Origin of the sequence: Desulfosporosinus sp. FKB, from assembly GCF_002196705.1 — a bacterium.
Lineage (GTDB): Bacteria > Bacillota > Desulfitobacteriia > Desulfitobacteriales > Desulfitobacteriaceae > Desulfosporosinus.
The window spans coordinates 134571-150710 of sequence record NZ_NADJ01000033.1; the positions used below are offsets into that span (position 1 = coordinate 134571).

The 16140-nt window shown below is 39.3% G+C and carries 16 protein-coding genes and 1 tRNA gene; 14 read left to right on the top strand and 3 right to left on the bottom strand.

Translation table 11 applies throughout. The features are described 5' to 3' along the window. Positions 1 to 89: 89 nt before the first annotated feature. A complete protein-coding gene (locus B5Y67_RS25335) occupies positions 90 to 251 on the bottom strand; it encodes a hypothetical protein (protein WP_170932674.1) in 162 nt (53 codons plus the stop codon). Further along, positions 252 to 1376, bottom strand: a complete 1125-nt coding sequence (locus B5Y67_RS11695; RefSeq protein ID WP_088226613.1) for a sodium ion-translocating decarboxylase subunit beta — start codon at positions 1374 to 1376, stop codon at positions 252 to 254. 277 nt (positions 1377 to 1653) lie between these two features. Between B5Y67_RS11695 and B5Y67_RS11700 the strand changes: the two genes are divergently transcribed. The 13 genes from B5Y67_RS11700 (at position 1654) to B5Y67_RS11765 (ending at position 13163) form a co-directional block, all read left to right on the top strand. After that, the gene (locus tag B5Y67_RS11700; protein WP_088226614.1) at positions 1654 to 1863 is read left to right on the top strand and encodes an acetyl-CoA carboxylase biotin carboxyl carrier protein subunit; all 210 of its coding nucleotides are present in this window, start codon (positions 1654 to 1656) and stop codon (positions 1861 to 1863) included. An 81-nt stretch (positions 1864 to 1944) separates the two neighbouring features. Then, complete coding sequence (locus tag B5Y67_RS11705; RefSeq protein WP_088226772.1) at positions 1945 to 3102, top strand: acyl-CoA dehydrogenase family protein; 1158 nt, start codon at positions 1945 to 1947, stop codon at positions 3100 to 3102. A 42-nt stretch (positions 3103 to 3144) separates the two neighbouring features. Next, a complete protein-coding gene (locus B5Y67_RS11710) occupies positions 3145 to 4887 on the top strand; it encodes a carboxyl transferase domain-containing protein (RefSeq protein WP_207652415.1) in 1743 nt (580 codons plus the stop codon). 60 nt (positions 4888 to 4947) lie between these two features. After that, the gene (locus B5Y67_RS11715) at positions 4948 to 5754 is read left to right on the top strand and encodes a biotin--[acetyl-CoA-carboxylase] ligase (RefSeq protein ID WP_088226615.1); all 807 of its coding nucleotides are present in this window, start codon (positions 4948 to 4950) and stop codon (positions 5752 to 5754) included. A gap of 263 nt (positions 5755 to 6017) precedes the next feature. Further along, positions 6018 to 6326 (top strand): hypothetical protein, encoded by a 309-nt coding sequence (locus tag B5Y67_RS11720; RefSeq protein WP_088226616.1) that lies wholly within the window; start codon positions 6018 to 6020, stop codon positions 6324 to 6326. Between the two features lie 24 nt (positions 6327 to 6350). Next, on the top strand, positions 6351 to 6590 hold the full coding sequence (locus B5Y67_RS11725; protein ID WP_088226617.1) for a hypothetical protein: 240 nt from the start codon (positions 6351 to 6353) through the stop codon (positions 6588 to 6590). 18 nt (positions 6591 to 6608) lie between these two features. Then, entirely contained in the window at positions 6609 to 7724 is a 1116-nt protein-coding gene (locus tag B5Y67_RS11730; RefSeq protein ID WP_088226618.1) for a CoA-transferase, read from the top strand. A 15-nt stretch (positions 7725 to 7739) separates the two neighbouring features. Beyond that, complete coding sequence (locus B5Y67_RS11735; RefSeq protein WP_088226619.1) at positions 7740 to 8606, top strand: CoA-transferase; 867 nt, start codon at positions 7740 to 7742, stop codon at positions 8604 to 8606. 46 nt (positions 8607 to 8652) lie between these two features. Beyond that, on the top strand, positions 8653 to 10065 hold the full coding sequence (locus B5Y67_RS11740) for a sodium:solute symporter family protein (RefSeq protein ID WP_088226620.1): 1413 nt from the start codon (positions 8653 to 8655) through the stop codon (positions 10063 to 10065). A gap of 282 nt (positions 10066 to 10347) precedes the next feature. Next, the gene (locus B5Y67_RS11750) at positions 10348 to 11166 is read left to right on the top strand and encodes an EFR1 family ferrodoxin (RefSeq protein ID WP_088226622.1); all 819 of its coding nucleotides are present in this window, start codon (positions 10348 to 10350) and stop codon (positions 11164 to 11166) included. A 209-nt stretch (positions 11167 to 11375) separates the two neighbouring features. Then, the gene (gene bioB, locus B5Y67_RS11755) at positions 11376 to 12347 is read left to right on the top strand and encodes a biotin synthase BioB (RefSeq protein WP_088226623.1); all 972 of its coding nucleotides are present in this window, start codon (positions 11376 to 11378) and stop codon (positions 12345 to 12347) included. A 164-nt stretch (positions 12348 to 12511) separates the two neighbouring features. Next, complete coding sequence (locus B5Y67_RS11760) at positions 12512 to 12958, top strand: ACT domain-containing protein (RefSeq protein WP_088226624.1); 447 nt, start codon at positions 12512 to 12514, stop codon at positions 12956 to 12958. 128 nt (positions 12959 to 13086) lie between these two features. Continuing rightward, positions 13087 to 13163, top strand: a tRNA-Pro gene (locus B5Y67_RS11765). Between the two features lie 385 nt (positions 13164 to 13548). Here B5Y67_RS11765 and B5Y67_RS11775 read toward each other — a convergent pair. Then, entirely contained in the window at positions 13549 to 13815 is a 267-nt protein-coding gene (locus B5Y67_RS11775; protein WP_088226626.1) for a tyrosine-type recombinase/integrase, read from the bottom strand. Between the two features lie 821 nt (positions 13816 to 14636). Here B5Y67_RS11775 and B5Y67_RS11785 point away from each other — a divergent pair. Beyond that, a complete protein-coding gene (locus tag B5Y67_RS11785; RefSeq protein ID WP_088226628.1) occupies positions 14637 to 15692 on the top strand; it encodes a hypothetical protein in 1056 nt (351 codons plus the stop codon). Positions 15693 to 16140 lie beyond the last annotated feature (448 nt).

Genomic DNA, 16140 nt, shown 5'->3' on the forward strand with positions numbered 1-16140 from the left:
TAATTTTAATACCATTATGCTGCATTTGCTTTATCGCTGAAAGGGGTTGCTCCAAATTCGAATGTAATTTTGAACGTTGCAGGGATCTCCTAGCTTTTTTTATTACCTTCTGGAGATTCGGGAAATTTGCTGTTAATAAAACCTAAACCTTTTATAAAAAAACTAATCCCCCAAAGGACAAAGAAGCAAGCAACAAAATCAAAAACGCTTAATACGAGAGCTCCCGAAAAAGTATCTGGAATGATTGACACTTAAAACACCCCCAATAAAGTCAGCATAATTCCGCCTGCCACTGCTGTTCCCAAAACACCTGCCAGATTTGGTCCCATTGCATGCATGATTAGGTAATTGCGTTTATTATATTTTATTCCAACATTATGAGATACCCGAGCAGCCATAGGTACAGCTGCAATGCCTGCAGAGCCGATTAAGGGATTTATTTTCCCCTTGCTTATTTTACACATAAGCCTTGCCCAGAGAATTCCGCTTGCTGAACCTGAACAGAAAGCAATGAGTCCCAAGGTTACAATTTTTAAAGTTTGGAGGTTAACGAAGTTCTCGGCACTCATTGTTGAGCCAATTGCTACGGCAATAAATACCGTAATGATATCTAAAAATACCCCTCCAATGGTAGCAGATACCCTATCCATAACACCAGATTCTCGTATCAAATTACCTAACATTAAACATGAAATTAAGGGCGCAATAGGCGGTAATAAAACTAAAACAATCATGATCATCATAATGGGAAAAATTATTTTTTCGCGTCTGGACACAGGTCTCATTTTTTCCATGGCTATTTTTCTTTCTTCCATGGGAATCAATGCTTTCATAATAGGCGGTTGAATTAGCGGAAGCAGCGCCATATAGGAGTATGCGGCAACCGCAATCTGACCAAGCAAATGGGGGGCCAGTTTAGTAGCTACATAGATAGCCATCGGTCCGTCTGCTCCGCCGATGATCCCAATAGCGCTGGATTCAGCAATACTGAAGCCTAGAAGCTTAGCACCGATTAAGGCAATGAAAATACCAAGATGGGCAGCAGCTCCAAGGATAATTGTGCTTGGATTTGCTATCAAAGGCCCAAAGTCCGTCATCGCTCCGACTCCTAAAAATATTAAGGGTGGATAAATGACATTCGTTATTCCTTGGTAATTAAAATGTAAAAGTCCTCCAGGCCCCATTAAACCCGTCCCGGGAATGTTTACCAGGATACATCCTACTCCCAGAGGAACTAACAGAAAGGGCTCATATTTTTTGACAATGCCGAACCATATAAATAACATGCCAAAAAACAACATGATGATATGGGCCGGAGTAAAATTTGCGAGACCCGTACCTTGCCCCATCGCCTTAATCATCGTCAATATTTCCATAGTTTTTCTCCTTTTTAAATAAAGTAATGATTCCCAACTTCAAACGTTCAGCTACTTAAGAAATATTAATTAAAAATTCATTCCCCCTTTATCGAAAAACAATCGAGACTTTGAACAAGAGCTAAAGTGAATTTTGAATTTGGATTCGGTCTTAATAGGCAAATAAGCAAGTTCTATGCCAAGGAACTATGGTAAAGTATGTAATTTGCTGATCTTGAATAGCATGGCACATTATTTGCATAATTCGAAGTTGAGTATTTTTTGGGGGGGGATTGAAATGGCAAATTTAGATAGCCCAATTGCAGGTAAAATTCTTGAGGTCTATATAAAGGTGGGTCAGCAGATTACGGAGGACGATGAATTATTCATCATTGAGGCTATGAAAATGGAGAATCCCGTATACGGTGATGCAGGTACAGTAAAAGAGGTTAATGTCAAAGTTGGGGACCGTGTGCAAGAGGGGGATACTTTGGCAATTATCGAGTAAAAGACAAACTAGCCCTCAATCTTTTAATTGAGGGCAGGCAAAATGTTTGAAAAAGTTGTCTTAAAGAGAGGGGAGAGTTCTATGGATTTTGGCTTAACAGAAGAACAACGAATGGTTCAAGAAATGGCCCGAGATTTTGCTGAAAAAGAAATAGTTCCTAACGTTGAAGAAGACGAAGAGAATCATTATTATCGGCGAGAGATCTTAACTAAAATGGGCGAGTTGGGCTTGTTAGGCTGGAGCATTCCTGAGGAATACGGCGGAAATGGCATGGGTTGGATGGAAGCTGTTACGGCGTTATATGAAATAGCAAAAGTTCATACTTCCTGGAGACTAAGTATCAGCGGCAACTGCTGGGGACCGGCGATGACGATCAATGAATATGGCACTGAAGAACAAAAAAGAAAGTATATCCCTGGATTGGTAAGTGGGAATTATGTCGGAAGTTTTGCGATGACTGAAGCCAATACGGGTTCTGACGTAGCTAGTATGAAGACCTTTGCCGAAGATAAGGGTGACCATTTTTTAATTAACGGTTCCAAAATGTGGATATCAGGAGGCCATACTTGTGATGTGGGACTTCTCTATCTCGTTACTGAAAAAGATGCAGGAGCAAAGGGCCTTTCCTGTTTAATCGTGGATTATAATAATACCCCAGGCGTGACCCGAATTCCGATTACGAAAAAAGTCGGCATGTGGCCGGCCCCGACGTCAGAACTCGTCTTCGAGAATGCTGTGGTTCCTAAGGAAAATCTCTTGGGGCCTAAAAATAAAGGTTTTCAAATATGCATGTGGATGCTGAATAATACTCGGATGGGCTGCGCAACCGGTGCAGCGGCACTTTCGGCAGCGTGTTTGGAGGGTGCGGTTCAATATGCCAATGAGCGTACTCAGTTTGGTAAACAAATTGGTCAATTCCAAATGATACAGCAGCAAATAGCTGAAATGAAACTTGAAGATGAAGCAGCCAAATACCTTGTTTATCGGGCCGCTTGGCTTAAAGAGAATAAACTGCCGAGTCAACAAGCAACTTCATTGGCTAAACTATTCGGTTGCAATGCAGCTGTTCACGCTGCAAATATGGCTATGAAACTTTATGGTTCCTATGGTTATTCGACAGAATATCCTTGCGGCAGGTGGCTTCGCGATGCCAAACAATTCGAAACTTTAGAGGGAACCTCCAATATCCACATGCAGATTATCTCCAAAATTGAACTTGGTTACCAGGCAAATAGATAATTGAATATTCAAAATTTAATTGTTTGTTGAGGAGGGTTAATAATGGGAGACTACGAATATTCAATGCATCCGTATTTTAAAGAAATGCCCGCTCTTGGTAAGGGGCTGTCACGCAGAATAGAGCAAAATGCAGAAGAGCTTAAAACCATAGAAGCTGAAATTGCTAAAGAAGTCGAAAGGGTTAAGAATTCAGGCAAAGCGACGGAGGCTTTGAACAAAAAAGGGGAATTGTCAGCCTGGCAGCGCATTGACTACTTAGTTGATCCAGGGACTTGGTGTCCACTGCATACAATTTATGATCCGGCCAATAATGAGGAGAAAAATACCGGAGTTATTGACGGTTTGGGAAAAATTTCTGGTAAATGGGCAGTTATCATTGCTTCAAATAATAAAGTAATGGCGGGTGCATGGCTTGCCGGACAGGCCGATAATGTTCTGCGGGTAACTGATATAGCTAAGCGGCTGCACTTGCCTTTGGTTTGGGTACTCAACTGCAGCGGCGCTAAATTAATGGAACAAGAAGAGCTTTACGCTAACAGAAGAGGGAGCGGTACTCCTTTCTTTCGGCACGCCGAACTACAAAAGCTTGGCATACCCATAATAGTAGGTATATACGGTACAAATCCTGCCGGCGGCGGCTATCATTCGATAAGTCCGACAATTTTAATTGCCCATAAGAACGCTAATATGGCCGTTGGCGGAGGCGGCATTGTTGGCGGCATGAATCCTAAAGGATATGTCGATGAAGAGGCAGCAGAGAGTTTGATCGAACAAACGCGTATGTTTAAAGCCACACCTCCTGGCAGAGTGGAAATTCATCATAATGGAACAGGTTTCATGAGAGATGTTTGTGATACGGAAGAAGAAGTTTTGGATCGAATTAAGAAATACATGATGGATCTCCCGGCTTATGCCAAAGACTTTTTCAGAGTGGCTGATCCGGCTGAACCTAAATTTCCTGCAGAGGATCTTTATAGTTTAATACCCTTTAACCAGAAAAGAGTTTATCCGATGCATGAAGTCTTGGCCAGGCTTTTTGACAATAGTGAACATATGGAATTTAGACCAGATTATGGTCCGGAGGTATATTGCGGATTAGTTAAAATTGATGGTTACTTATGCGGATTTGTCGCCAATAATCAGGGGATTTTAGGGAAAGGTTATCCAAGATATGCAGATTATCAAGGAATCGGCGGAAAATTATATCGCGAAGGGCTCATTAAAATGAACGAGTTCGTGACTCTTTGCGGCCGAGATAGAATTCCGATGATCTGGGTGCAGGATACCACCGGTATTGACGTTGGTGACACCGCTGAAAAGGCAGAAATGTTAGGACTGGGAATGTCCTTGATCTATTCTATAGAACAGTCCGATCTTCCCATGATGAGTATTATTTTGCGTAAAGGAACAGCTGCTGCCCACTACGTACTTGGGGGACCTCAGGCCAATAATAATAATGTTTTCACGTTAGGAACTGCGGCTACGGAAGTTTATGTTATGCACGGAGAAACAGCCGCAGCTGCTTCCTATGCGAGACGTTTGGTCAAAGACAACGATGAGAGCAAGCCTTTAGAACCAACCATTCATAAAATGAATGATATGATTAAAGATTACTACGATAAATCCAGACCCGCATATTGCGCTAAAAAGGGCTATGTTGATGAAATTGTGGACTTAGAGAATTTGCGCAAATACTGCATAGCTTTCGTAGGGTCCTATTATCAGAACCCAGTTTCCATTTGCGCTGCCCATCAGATGTTAACACCGAGAGTTATCAAAGGATAAGGTTTCTCACTCGAGTTGATTAAACAATTTATTGTAAAAAGGGTGATCAGGGTGTTAAACATGGCCGCCAATGTTAGGAACGAAACTGCTTTACCACACAAACATATTAAAGTATTCGAAAAGGATCTATTCCTATATCGAAAAGTATCCTCTACCAACAGAGTTGCACAATCTTTAGCCCGTTCAGGAATTATTGAGGGCACAATTGTTTTGAGCAGTATGCAGACCTCGGGAATGGGAAGGATGAAACGAAAGTGGGAATGTCCAGCCGGGCGAGGAATCTTAATGTCCATGATATTTAAACCTGAAATCAGCCTTAAGCTAGTTCCGCAGCTGACGCTTCTTTGCGGGGTTGTGGCAGCGGAAACAATTCGCAAGATAACAGGATGTCAAGCAGATATAAAATGGCCTAATGATATTGTCATCGGAGGAAAAAAGGTTTGTGGAATTCTCGCTCAAAGCTGTTTCTCTAATAACGAGCTATCATACGTAGTCATGGGCGTTGGAATTAATGTAAACCAGACTCGGGATCAACTTCCCCCTGATTGCAGAGAAACAAGTACCTCACTAAAGTTAGAAGTTGGACATAAAGTTTCTCGTCTTAGGTTACTCGAAGTGTTTATTATGCTTTGGAACGAATATTATGCGCTTTTTCTTAAGAGAGGGCACTCATTTCTAAAGCCGAAATGGAAAGCCTACAATGTTACTTTAGGACGTGAAGTCAGCATCAATAGCGGAGATGGACTCCGACATGGTTTAGCTATCGATATCAGCGAAAGAGGAGGGTTGATCGTAAATTTTCCCGACGGTTTGTCTGAGGAGTTTTTGGCTGAAGATCTTAGTTTAGGCAGAGCTCATTATGGATGATAATCTCGGGAAATACTTAACTGAATTAATGCCTGAATGCATTTAGCTTATGCATTTAGGCATTAATCGAGATAAATAGAAAATGTTCCTGTTTTAATAATCAATCTATGTTCGAGATGCATAAGCATTAATTTGTATTAAGTATGTGGAGGGTAAGAGGCATAGCGTCTATGTAATTCAGAAAATTTAGAATAGGGTAAACAGGCGCAAGATTCGTACTTTTATTTTATGGAACACAGATTTTGTGATCGGAGGTGAATCCAATGCAAGATACCTTAGAAGTTAATCAGAAGTTAGTTAGCCATTTTCAACAAATCATGCAAAGAGTTTGGTGTGATAATTCTCTCATCAACGGTTTAGAAGAAGTTCAAGAAAACTTAGAGCAAATTATAAAATCGGCAGAGGCAAGTAAAGTAGTCTTAAGTCAACTAAGCAAAGCTCATAAAGAGGCTCTTCAAAAGGACTGGGATTTAAAGTATCGAGTCTTAGAAAACTTTCTGGTGTCCATGGAACATGTGTTAAAACAATTTCAGGAAGAACGTCAACAATTACGCGGGAATGGTTCACAGTAAATGAACTGGAAAGGAGAGTAAACAATGCTTAACTTATATTGGGAAAATATGCCGTTGCTGATATTGCTTGAACAGCGTCTCAGGCAGTGGGGGAATGTTGACCTGATTGGTAAGCATACTCTGCGCTTAATTCCTTCAGATTCTAAAGTGCCGCCAGTTTATATTCATCAAAATGGTGCGATTGACGTTCTGACTTCAGGTCTTGATTTATTTGAACAAGAGGATTGTATCGAAAGATTAGAACTTTGGCTAGGGGTTAACTGATTCAAGGAGGTGACCGTATTGTCTGATTTAATGTCAAAAGTGATGTCAGCTAAAGAAGCTGTTCAGAGATTTATACCACCAGGAACACATATCGCTTTTGGTGGCTTTACCATACTTCGCCGGCCAATGGCTATTGCGCGTGAAATTGTCCGGCAAAGAGTCGGGAACCTTTATTTAACAATGAATGGCGGAACATTGTGCGAAGAGATGCTTGCAGGTGCAGGTTTGGTAAAGTGGCTGGAAAGTACTTATTTAGGATTGGAAGGCGGGATGCCCGTAGCCTATGGCATGCGAAAAGCTATTGAGGAAGGGGAAATAGAACTTCTCGAGGATTATACAAATTGGAGTTTTGCCCTGCGAACGATAGCCGGTCGGTATGGACTTCCCTTTATGCCTTGCTTAGGTGATATTGGGAGCGACCTTGTTACCTATGATGTATTCGGTAAGGCAGGATTAAGAGGAAAAAATGATCAGGGCGAATGGATTCATCCCGGTATTCCTCCTCATAAATATTCCATGATGGATGATCCCTTCGACGGTTGGGGCTTAAGACCTCATAAGTTTAGAACTGGAGAGGATACGTGCGGAAATCGGACAAATGTCTACCGAAAGGGAAAGGTGACATCTGTTAAATATACGGGAAAACCCGGAGTTAAGGTTGCTCTTGTTCCGCCAATATTGCCGGAGGTCTGCGTAGTTCATGCTCAACGCGTTGCTTTGGATGGGACGGTACGTTTCGAGGGGCTTATTGGGCCCGACATTGATCAATCCCTCTGCGGCCGTATCCTAATTGTCGAATGCGAACGGATCTGTTCCCCTGAAGAACTGCGTCATTGTCCTGAGAAAAACCAGATTGCAGCACATGCTGTTCATGCCATTGTAGAAGCACCTTTTGGATGTTATCCTTCTGCAGTTCCAAATTATTATGATTATGATTACAGTTGGTTCAAAAATTACGTTAAGGAAGTTAATCATAAATCAAAGGATGAAGTTAAAGCTTACTGGTTGGAAACAGTCGGTTCAACTAAAGATGAATGGGATTATCTCTTAGGCGTCGTAGGTATGGATAAGCTTTTTTCCTTGAGAACGGACCCAGTATATCACTACAATCCCACAATTGAACGATTTAAGTAAAGGAGGTGTATCGAAATGACGGCAGATCAAGTTTATCAGGATTATCTTGACCGAACAGGGCTAAAAGCAGAAGAGTTTACTCTAATGGAGTTACTCGCGGTGGCGACTAAACGGGAAATTCCCAACGGGGCGTTTGTTTTCGTAGGAACTGGGCTCCCATTGCTTTCTGCTATGTTAGCTCAACATACAGATGCACCGGATATGACAATGATCCTTGAGGCGGGAACAGTGGGGCCGACGATCAAACATTTGCCGATTTCAGTTGCCGATCCACGGGCCGCTTATCAAGCATCTGTATTATCAACTGTAGCTGATGCCTTTGGAACAATTGCCTGTCGTGGTTATTGTACCTTGGGGTTGCTTGGAGCCGCCGAGTGTGACATGTATGGAAACTTAAACTCTAGTGCTGTTGGTGGATATTTGCCTGCGGGAGTATCGGAAAACGGACATGGACCGTCAACTCGTTTAACAGGCAGCGGCGGAGCCAACAACATTGCTTCCTTAGCAGACAAAGTTATTGTTTCCATGGTTCACGAAAAGCGCCGAATGGTAGAAAAAGTGGAATATTTGACGTCGCCCTGTGGAATGCGTGGCCCCAAAGGGGAAAATCGCTTTGACTACGGGCTGTTTCGCGGCGGGAATTTAGTAGTAATTAGTGACTTGGGAATGCTGCGTCCAAATCAAGAGAGCGGAATCTTAGAGCTGGATATGTATTATCCAGGTGTCAGCCCTGAATTAATTAAGGAAAATACAGGTTGGTCCCTTAACATTGAAAATGCTAAAGAAATGAAGTCTCCTACATTTGAGGAACTCCGGATTTTACGTACGTTAGTAGATCCTGATCGCTTGTTCCTTGGGCGTAAAAGTAAGCGTAAAGCCTAATATTATCTGTCAATGGTGAATTTTGAGAAGGCAGGAGGAACACATTATGCATCTCACAACAGTTCACATTATCTTCATTATCTTGGCAGTGGTTTTTGTCATAGGCGTAGGTGTATATTCAGGTACCCGTGTAAAGAGTGCAGAGGATTTCGCTGGGGGAGGAAGGGCTTCAGCGCCACTTGTTGCTGGTATAATTATGGGAACTCTTGTAGGCGGATCATCAACCGTTGGCACTGCCCAGCTTGCCTTTCAAGTTGGGGTGTCAGCATGGTGGTTTACTCTGGGTGCAGGGATAGGTTGTTTAGCGTTAGGCCTTTTTCTGGCAAAGCCTCTGAGAGAATCGGGCAAAGAAACTATTCCTCAATTTTTAGTCTCAACATATGGCCCGAATTCCGGACCAATAACTACGGTTTTTAGTTCCATAGGAATTTTTCTTAATGTTGTTGCACAAATTCTAGCAGCCAATGCCTTATTAGCTTCTATGTTTGGGCTTAATCTAATAACTGGTTCGCTAATTTCTATTATCTTAGTTGTACTTTATGTATTTTTTGGTGGAAACGCAGGTTCAGGCATGACAGGAATTGCTAAACTTTTGCTTCTCTATTCGTCCCTAATTGTTGTAGGTGTTTTGGCCTATTCTCAAGCAGGAGGAATTGCAGGCATAACAAGTCATTTTCCGGCTTTCCCAACGTTTAGCCTATTTGGCCGCGGTTTTGAAATCGACTTTGCTGCTGGTTTCTCCTTACTTGTTGGCGTTATCTCCACCCAAACATATTTCGGAGCATTATTTGCCGCTAAAGATGCAGCAACTGCCCGTCGTGGTGCTCTAATCTCTGCAATACTAATTCCTCCTACAGGAATTGCGGGTATACTAGTAGGTTTATATATGAAAATGAATTTCCCTAAAATGAGCGCGGCAGAGGCTTTACCGACGTTTGTCATCAATTATCTGCCTTCATGGTTTAGTGGTATCGTTTTGGGAACTCTTTTAATTGCTGTAATCGGCACTGGAGCGGGTTTGGTTCTTGGAATCAGTACGATGCTGACGAAGGATGTCTACAAGCGCTTTATTGCTCCCCAGGCGAGTGACCGGACTGTTCTGTTTGTTTCCAGAGGTCTTCTTGTAGTTGTTGCTGCCTTGAACCTAGTATTTGTGACCGGAAACTTAAAATCCCTAATCTTACAGTGGTCCTTCCTGTCAATGGGGTTGAGAGGTTGTACGGTATGCATTCCTCTTTTAGGAGCTATTTTCTTCAAAGACAAGGTAAGCTCTAAGGCGGGTTTAATCGCCCTTGTTCTGGGCCCTGTTGCATGTTTAGCTTGGAAATTGATTTACCCTAAAGGTATCGATCCGTTATATATTGGATTATTGGCCAGCTTCGTATGTCTAGTTATTGGTTCGATGATATTTCCTGCCTCGAAAAATAACCCCGCAGATAGGAATATTGTTTTTAAGTAAGGGTAAAGATGGCTGTTAATACTTGTGTAAATGAGGGTTTGTCTGTTAACAAACCCTCAAATTCATATAAAGGGAATTTTTGCAATCCGGTGGACGGACTATTTATTAACCTACCCTTATATTGAGGACAAGTACAATAAGAATGAGGTAAATATCGTTGGTTGGTATTACGCAATTGAAACAGGAGAAGTTTTTGCTTTTAACCTCTATAAGGAAGAGTTTATATTACTAAATTAAATCTTGCTTTGAATTAAAAAGAGTGAATAAGGTGGAGGGAGTACGATGAATAAAAAAGTTAATGCGATGTATTTCAGCCCGACAGGAACAACGAAAAAAATAGTATCTAGTATCGCCCAGAAGATTTCAGACAATATTTGTAAAGATTTAGTGCTAAATACCATTGATTTTACTTTACCAGAGGGAAGATCGAAGGCTGTTTCGTTTTCGAATGAAGACATTGTTGTCATAGGGGTTCCTGTCTATGCGGGAAGAGTTCCGAACATCCTATTAAAATACTTAAATACGATTCAAGGTAATAATGCCTTAGCAATCCCAGTTGTTGTGTATGGAAACAGAAACTTTGACGATGCTTTAATCGAACTAAAAGATATTCTCGAGTTTAATACTTTTAAAGTGGTTGCGGGTGGGGCATTTATAGGGGAGCACTCATTTTCAGTAATTCTTGCTAAAAATAGACCGGATGACAAGGACATGGAGATAGTCGATCAATTCGCTCATCGTATATCCACAAAAATTACAACTCAGCAAGAAATAGTTACTGTAGCAATAAAAGGAAATCAACCCTATAGACCGTATTATATGCCCAAAGACAAAAATGGCACTCCCGTGGATATCAGAAGAGTTACTCCAAAAACAAACGATAATTGCATTGACTGTAAACTTTGTGTCAGTGTTTGTCCTATGGGCTCAATTGATGAGGAAGATACTTCTAAATTAAAAGGAATCTGTATCAAATGCGGGGCCTGTATTAAAAAATGTCCTTCTCAAGCAAAATATTATGATGATGCAAATTATTTAAGACATAAGCAAGAACTAGAAATTGAGTATTCTTTCAGAAAAGAACCCGAATTGTTTATCTAAAATATTGATCAAAATATTAATTTCGAATATTAAAACAAATAATCTAATAATTGTCGAGACAATTGAACTTCTAATTATATGAAATTTCATAAGTGGAAATTTCTTTAAAAATTATTGTAAACTTTTATTAGTGCTTATAGTTTACAATTCGGGCATTTTTATTATAATTGTTTATAAAGAAATTATTTGACGATAGGGTAGTGGATCAAATGAACCATGTACAGAATCTTAAAGGAAAAGTCTTAAATGGAGAATTTTTATCAAAAGAAGAAGCATTGCTGCTTGTTAATGTTCCCTTAGAAGAACTTTGTCTGGCAGCGAATGAAATCAGACAATGTTTTTGTGGAAACAACTTTGATATTTGTACAATTATTAACGGAAAGAGCGGAAGGTGCTCTGAAGACTGTAAATATTGTGCACAATCTTCTTTCTATCATACCGCTATTAACAATTATCCATTATTAGATACGAATCAAATTCTAGGACAGGCGAAGATTAGTGAAAGGAAAGGAGTGCTTCGTTATTCTATTGTAACTTCCGGAAAAAAACTAAATGATGATGAAGTCGATAAGGCTTGTGAAAGTATCAAAGCTATACGAAAAGAAACCGGAATTGCAGTTTGTGTTTCCTTCGGGCTTTTGGATGAAGTTCAATTCAAGAAAATTAAAGAGGCAGGTGCAACTAGAATCCATAACAATTTAGAAACATCCAGAAATTACTTTCCTAAAATTTGTTCTACCCATTCCTACGATGACAAAATCAAAACTATTACGTCTGCACAGCGTGCGGGGTTAAATGTATGCAGCGGAGGTATTGTAGGGCTTGGAGAGACTATGGAAGACAGAATAGATATGGTTTTAACGATTAGAGAACTAGGCATTCGCTCAATTCCAGTAAATATGCTTAATCCTATTTCAGGAACTCCTTATGAAGATAATGATAAATTATCTGACGAAGAGATGTGCCGTATCGTAGCAATATTTCGCTTTCTTGTTCCGAATGCCTCTATCCGTCTTGCGGGTGGTCGAGGGTTGTTGAAAGATAAAGGTGTGAAATGCTTTCAATCAGGAGCTAATGCAGCGATTTCTGCGGATATGCTTACCACTGCCGGTATTTCCATTGAACAAGATATGCAACTTTTGGAGGAACTAGGATATAAGGTGGTTTTATGGAATGGGTAAAGGAATCTTTATTATATCCATTACACTACCGATGATTATCTCTTGGGGCAGGGGGCAAAAGTTTTAGATGGTGTGTTGATAAGTTCGAGTTCTTGCAAAACCCGTACTAATTAGCGTATAATAATTCTGGACATTTAGGATGATCGAGAGATAGGAGAGATTTGGTGGTTGGCAAGACGAACGATTTTTTAATAGTTAGTAAAGACATTTTGCCCGAAGCCATATTGAAGACTGCAAAGGCAAAGGAACTCCTGGTAAAAGGAGATGTCTATACGATTAATGAGGCAGTTGAACGAGTAGGTTTAAGCAGAAGCGCCTACTATAAATATAAAGACGGTGTGTTTCCGTTTTATGAAGCCAGCCGCGAAAAGATCTTAACCATTTCTCTGATTTTGGAAAACAAAGCCGGAGTGCTTTCTCACGTCCTGAATTTTATTGCTTCCTTAAAAGGAAATGTCTTAACCATCAATCAGGGAATTCCCCTTCAGGGCATCGCCAATGTTTCAATTTCCTTGGAAACAGCAGGAATGGATGACATCCCTGAAAATCTCTTAAACGGACTTGGTAAAATCACCGGGGTCCGAAAAATTGAGATAATAGGTCAAACCTAGGGGCAGAGAGCTGATTACTTGATAATTTGCTTTATTAATAGGATAAAAGAATGAAATGAGTTTAGAATGGGGTTGCATTTTTTTTCTTAGTATGTTAATCTGTATAAGTCTTCTTTTGGAGAAAGAATCGGGGCGTGGCTCAGCTTGGTAGAGCGCTACCTTGGGGTGGTAGAGGTCGCACGTTCAAATCGTGTCGCTCCGACCAGTAATATCAAGGCTTTCAGGGTCTTAGTCATTCTGAAAAGCCGTTCAAATAATGCAACGTTACTGCAATAGAGTAATCAAAACTAATCCTCTCACTTACGAGGGGATTTTTTTTTTAGGAGGTTATTCATTTTTTTCAGAAGAGGGTCGCTTTATTTCTGGCATAACATGAACATAAGTATTTCCGGTAGTTGATATATCCGTATGTCCCAGCAGCTCGGATACCGTTTTTATATTTTCGCCTTCTTCAAGCAGCCTTGTCGCATAGGTATGTCTCAATGCGTGGAGATTAATTTCGTTTGAGATACCGGCTCTTTCTCTAACTTCGCAAAACTTTTTAGTCAAGAATCTTGGGTCTATTGGTTTTTCGCTTTTTGCACAAAAAATCAGATTGTTATCTTCGTACTTTTCCTTAGCATACTTTTTGATTTTTCGGTTTTAGGACTTTTCAGAATTAAGCCTTCCGATTTAGTTTTGACAAGCGCTTGAACAACATGAATTGTTCTTTGGTGAAGGTCTATGTCTTTCAAGCGTAGCCCTAGCCCTAGCACTTCTCCTAATCTTAAGCCTGTTCCAATTAGTATTAAGAATGCCGCTCTTAATACCTCAGTTTCGATGGCTTCTAAGAATTGGTTCATTTCTGTCTTATTCATGGCATTGACTTGTTTCGTTTCTAACTTTGGTAAAGTAACTGCTGTTGCGGTATTCCAGCTTTCATTTTGTTATAAAGTTTTTGTATATCACTTGTACTAAGGTTTCCAAGATATATGTCTCCTATTCGGGTACTATGTGCTTTTTTATGGACCCTTGGTAGTTCTCCCAGATGGCTGGTCTAAGCTCAATTCTTTTGTGGTTTTCCATCCAATCGGTCAACCATTCTCCGAACTTTAGCTTAGATTGAGCTTGGAGGTCTTTTATTAGACCACTTAATCCCTGGGAGACATCGAACTCATGATCAGGGCCAAAACCCAATTCATTTGGTCCTGTGGCTATATTTTGGGGACTTAGATTATTTCCCCACACCATGTATGCCAAGGCTGAATTTGAAAAACAAGATAACGGACAAACCTTAAAACTCTATGTTTATGCTCGCAAGTAGTTTTTCGCCAGGGATTTGAAGACAAATTATAACATTTATGCTTGTTATGAAAGAATTAAAAAGTTAAGTCAACAGAATTCCCAGATTAGGCAACTCTTGTTTAGTTATGTGAATGTCTTTATGAAAGTCCTTTGACAAAGTGGACTTTTATATCAAGATTTCTTGAATACAAATTGATAGTCACTTCGATTTTATTATTCCTAAATTTGGAATAATTTTTAGTACTTGTTTCGTTATTGCAAAGGAATTCTATCTTGCTATGTAGAAATATAGTAAAAATTTTATATTAGATTAAGCGGAAAAAATCATCACCTTAAAAATCGAGTTATAACTTATTGTGTAGTGGAGAGTTATTTATGAAGGGAGAGTAGTTGCTTGGCAAATTCAAATACGAATCCTAACACATCTACACAATCGTCTACTGATCACTTTAGAAGGCGTGGGGTAATCGAAACTTTTTTTATTTTTTGTAACCCACTTACAGTCATTAGTGCCTTTGGGTTATTATTTGTTACTTTATATGAGCATAACTTTGATTTTTCATTATTAAATGAAATTTTAATTGATTTTTTTAAGGAATTTTTTATTGCTGTTTTTATTGTAGGTAGTGTTGCTATTTTTATGGAATTAACTCATTATGGTCGTAACCTTATAAATTCCTTAAGAAAAATGATGACAACATACGATTTTATCAAAGATCTTGAATGGAGTAGATTAAAAGCATTAAAGAGAGAGGTTGATAAAAGGTTATATTATGGAACAAATGATCCTACTAGCTTTTTTTATGTTGTTGAAGATGAAATAAGTAATTTTCTCAATGAATGTTATTATAAAGAATATATTAATGATGTTGAGTGTATAATAAATGATGAAAAAAAATACATGAAAAAGATTATTACTAGAGTATTTACAATTGTAAATCCAACATTTGAGAAAAAGAGTAAGACTGTTCCAGTCGGTGCTTATATGACACCAATTAAAGATGTGGATGATAGTGAATTATATAAAATTACGAAATGCCGCGTTACCATCGGAAATCAAATTATAGATAAAAATATCAAACTATCGATTGAAAGGTGTAATAACCTACCGACAAGTGGAGATCCGATTTACGAAGTAGATATTTCTGGTCAATTTACTATTGAAATAGAAGACAGTTGTTCTATAGAACTAGTAGCAGAGTCTCTTGTTCCAATTACCGATATTCATTATCAGCATCGTATAACTGCACCATGTAAACGCTTTAGTAGCAATTTTATGTTAAGTAATTCATCCCCTTATCGTGTTAATGGTTTTGGATTCGGTTTTATGGATGAAAAGAAATTGAAAATTATTCCTTACAAGAATACTAATGGGGTTAGGATTGAATTTAATGGTTGGATACTCCCTGGTGACGGAGTTATTTTTACAATTGCCAAAGATATGGTTTAAGATTAAATAAATGTGATATAATAATAGCAGTGGACAAGTTTTTCTGACTATGGACAAGCACCTTTGCCTAAAATACGAATAAGATAAATTAACCAATGGGAGGTAGTTAATATGTATAATGAGTCAAGCAGAGGTTAATTTTTCAGGCATATATGGAATAGAAGAAGCACTAATGAATATTAGTGCTTCTTCTATTCTTATGCGATAAACATATCTGTAAACATTTAGAACCAAATATTGTTCTGCATCATTATTGCAACGGTCTTAAAAAAACCTTCAAGGCCACATCGTTTGTTTTGAGAATAAAATTAATTGGATTAGTGCGAATTTTTCCTATATCAACTTTCGGTGAGGGTTTTTGGTTATTGGGAAAATTGGATATTTTTTCAACCCTAAAAGGAATATGTGTCACTAACACTTAGCTGCTTACAAAGGTTTGAGGGCTGAA

Bases quoted from the DNA above. Each gene is read 5' to 3' on its own strand.
- B5Y67_RS11695 (WP_088226613.1), bottom strand. From the start codon at position 1,376: ATGGAAATATTGACGATGATTAAGGCGATGGGGCAAGGTACGGGTCTC.
- B5Y67_RS11700 (WP_088226614.1), top strand. From the start codon at position 1,654: ATGGCAAATTTAGATAGCCCAATTGCAGGTAAAATTCTTGAGGTCTAT.
- B5Y67_RS11705 (WP_088226772.1), top strand. From the start codon at position 1,945: ATGGATTTTGGCTTAACAGAAGAACAACGAATGGTTCAAGAAATGGCC.
- B5Y67_RS11710 (WP_207652415.1), top strand. From the start codon at position 3,145: ATGGGAGACTACGAATATTCAATGCATCCGTATTTTAAAGAAATGCCC.
- B5Y67_RS11715 (WP_088226615.1), top strand. From the start codon at position 4,948: ATGGCCGCCAATGTTAGGAACGAAACTGCTTTACCACACAAACATATT.
- B5Y67_RS11720 (WP_088226616.1), top strand. From the start codon at position 6,018: ATGCAAGATACCTTAGAAGTTAATCAGAAGTTAGTTAGCCATTTTCAA.
- B5Y67_RS11725 (WP_088226617.1), top strand. From the start codon at position 6,351: ATGCTTAACTTATATTGGGAAAATATGCCGTTGCTGATATTGCTTGAA.
- B5Y67_RS11735 (WP_088226619.1), top strand. From the start codon at position 7,740: ATGACGGCAGATCAAGTTTATCAGGATTATCTTGACCGAACAGGGCTA.
- B5Y67_RS11740 (WP_088226620.1), top strand. From the start codon at position 8,653: ATGCATCTCACAACAGTTCACATTATCTTCATTATCTTGGCAGTGGTT.
- B5Y67_RS11750 (WP_088226622.1), top strand. From the start codon at position 10,348: ATGAATAAAAAAGTTAATGCGATGTATTTCAGCCCGACAGGAACAACG.
- bioB (WP_088226623.1), top strand. From the start codon at position 11,376: ATGAACCATGTACAGAATCTTAAAGGAAAAGTCTTAAATGGAGAATTT.
- B5Y67_RS11775 (WP_088226626.1), bottom strand. From the start codon at position 13,815: ATGAATAAGACAGAAATGAACCAATTCTTAGAAGCCATCGAAACTGAG.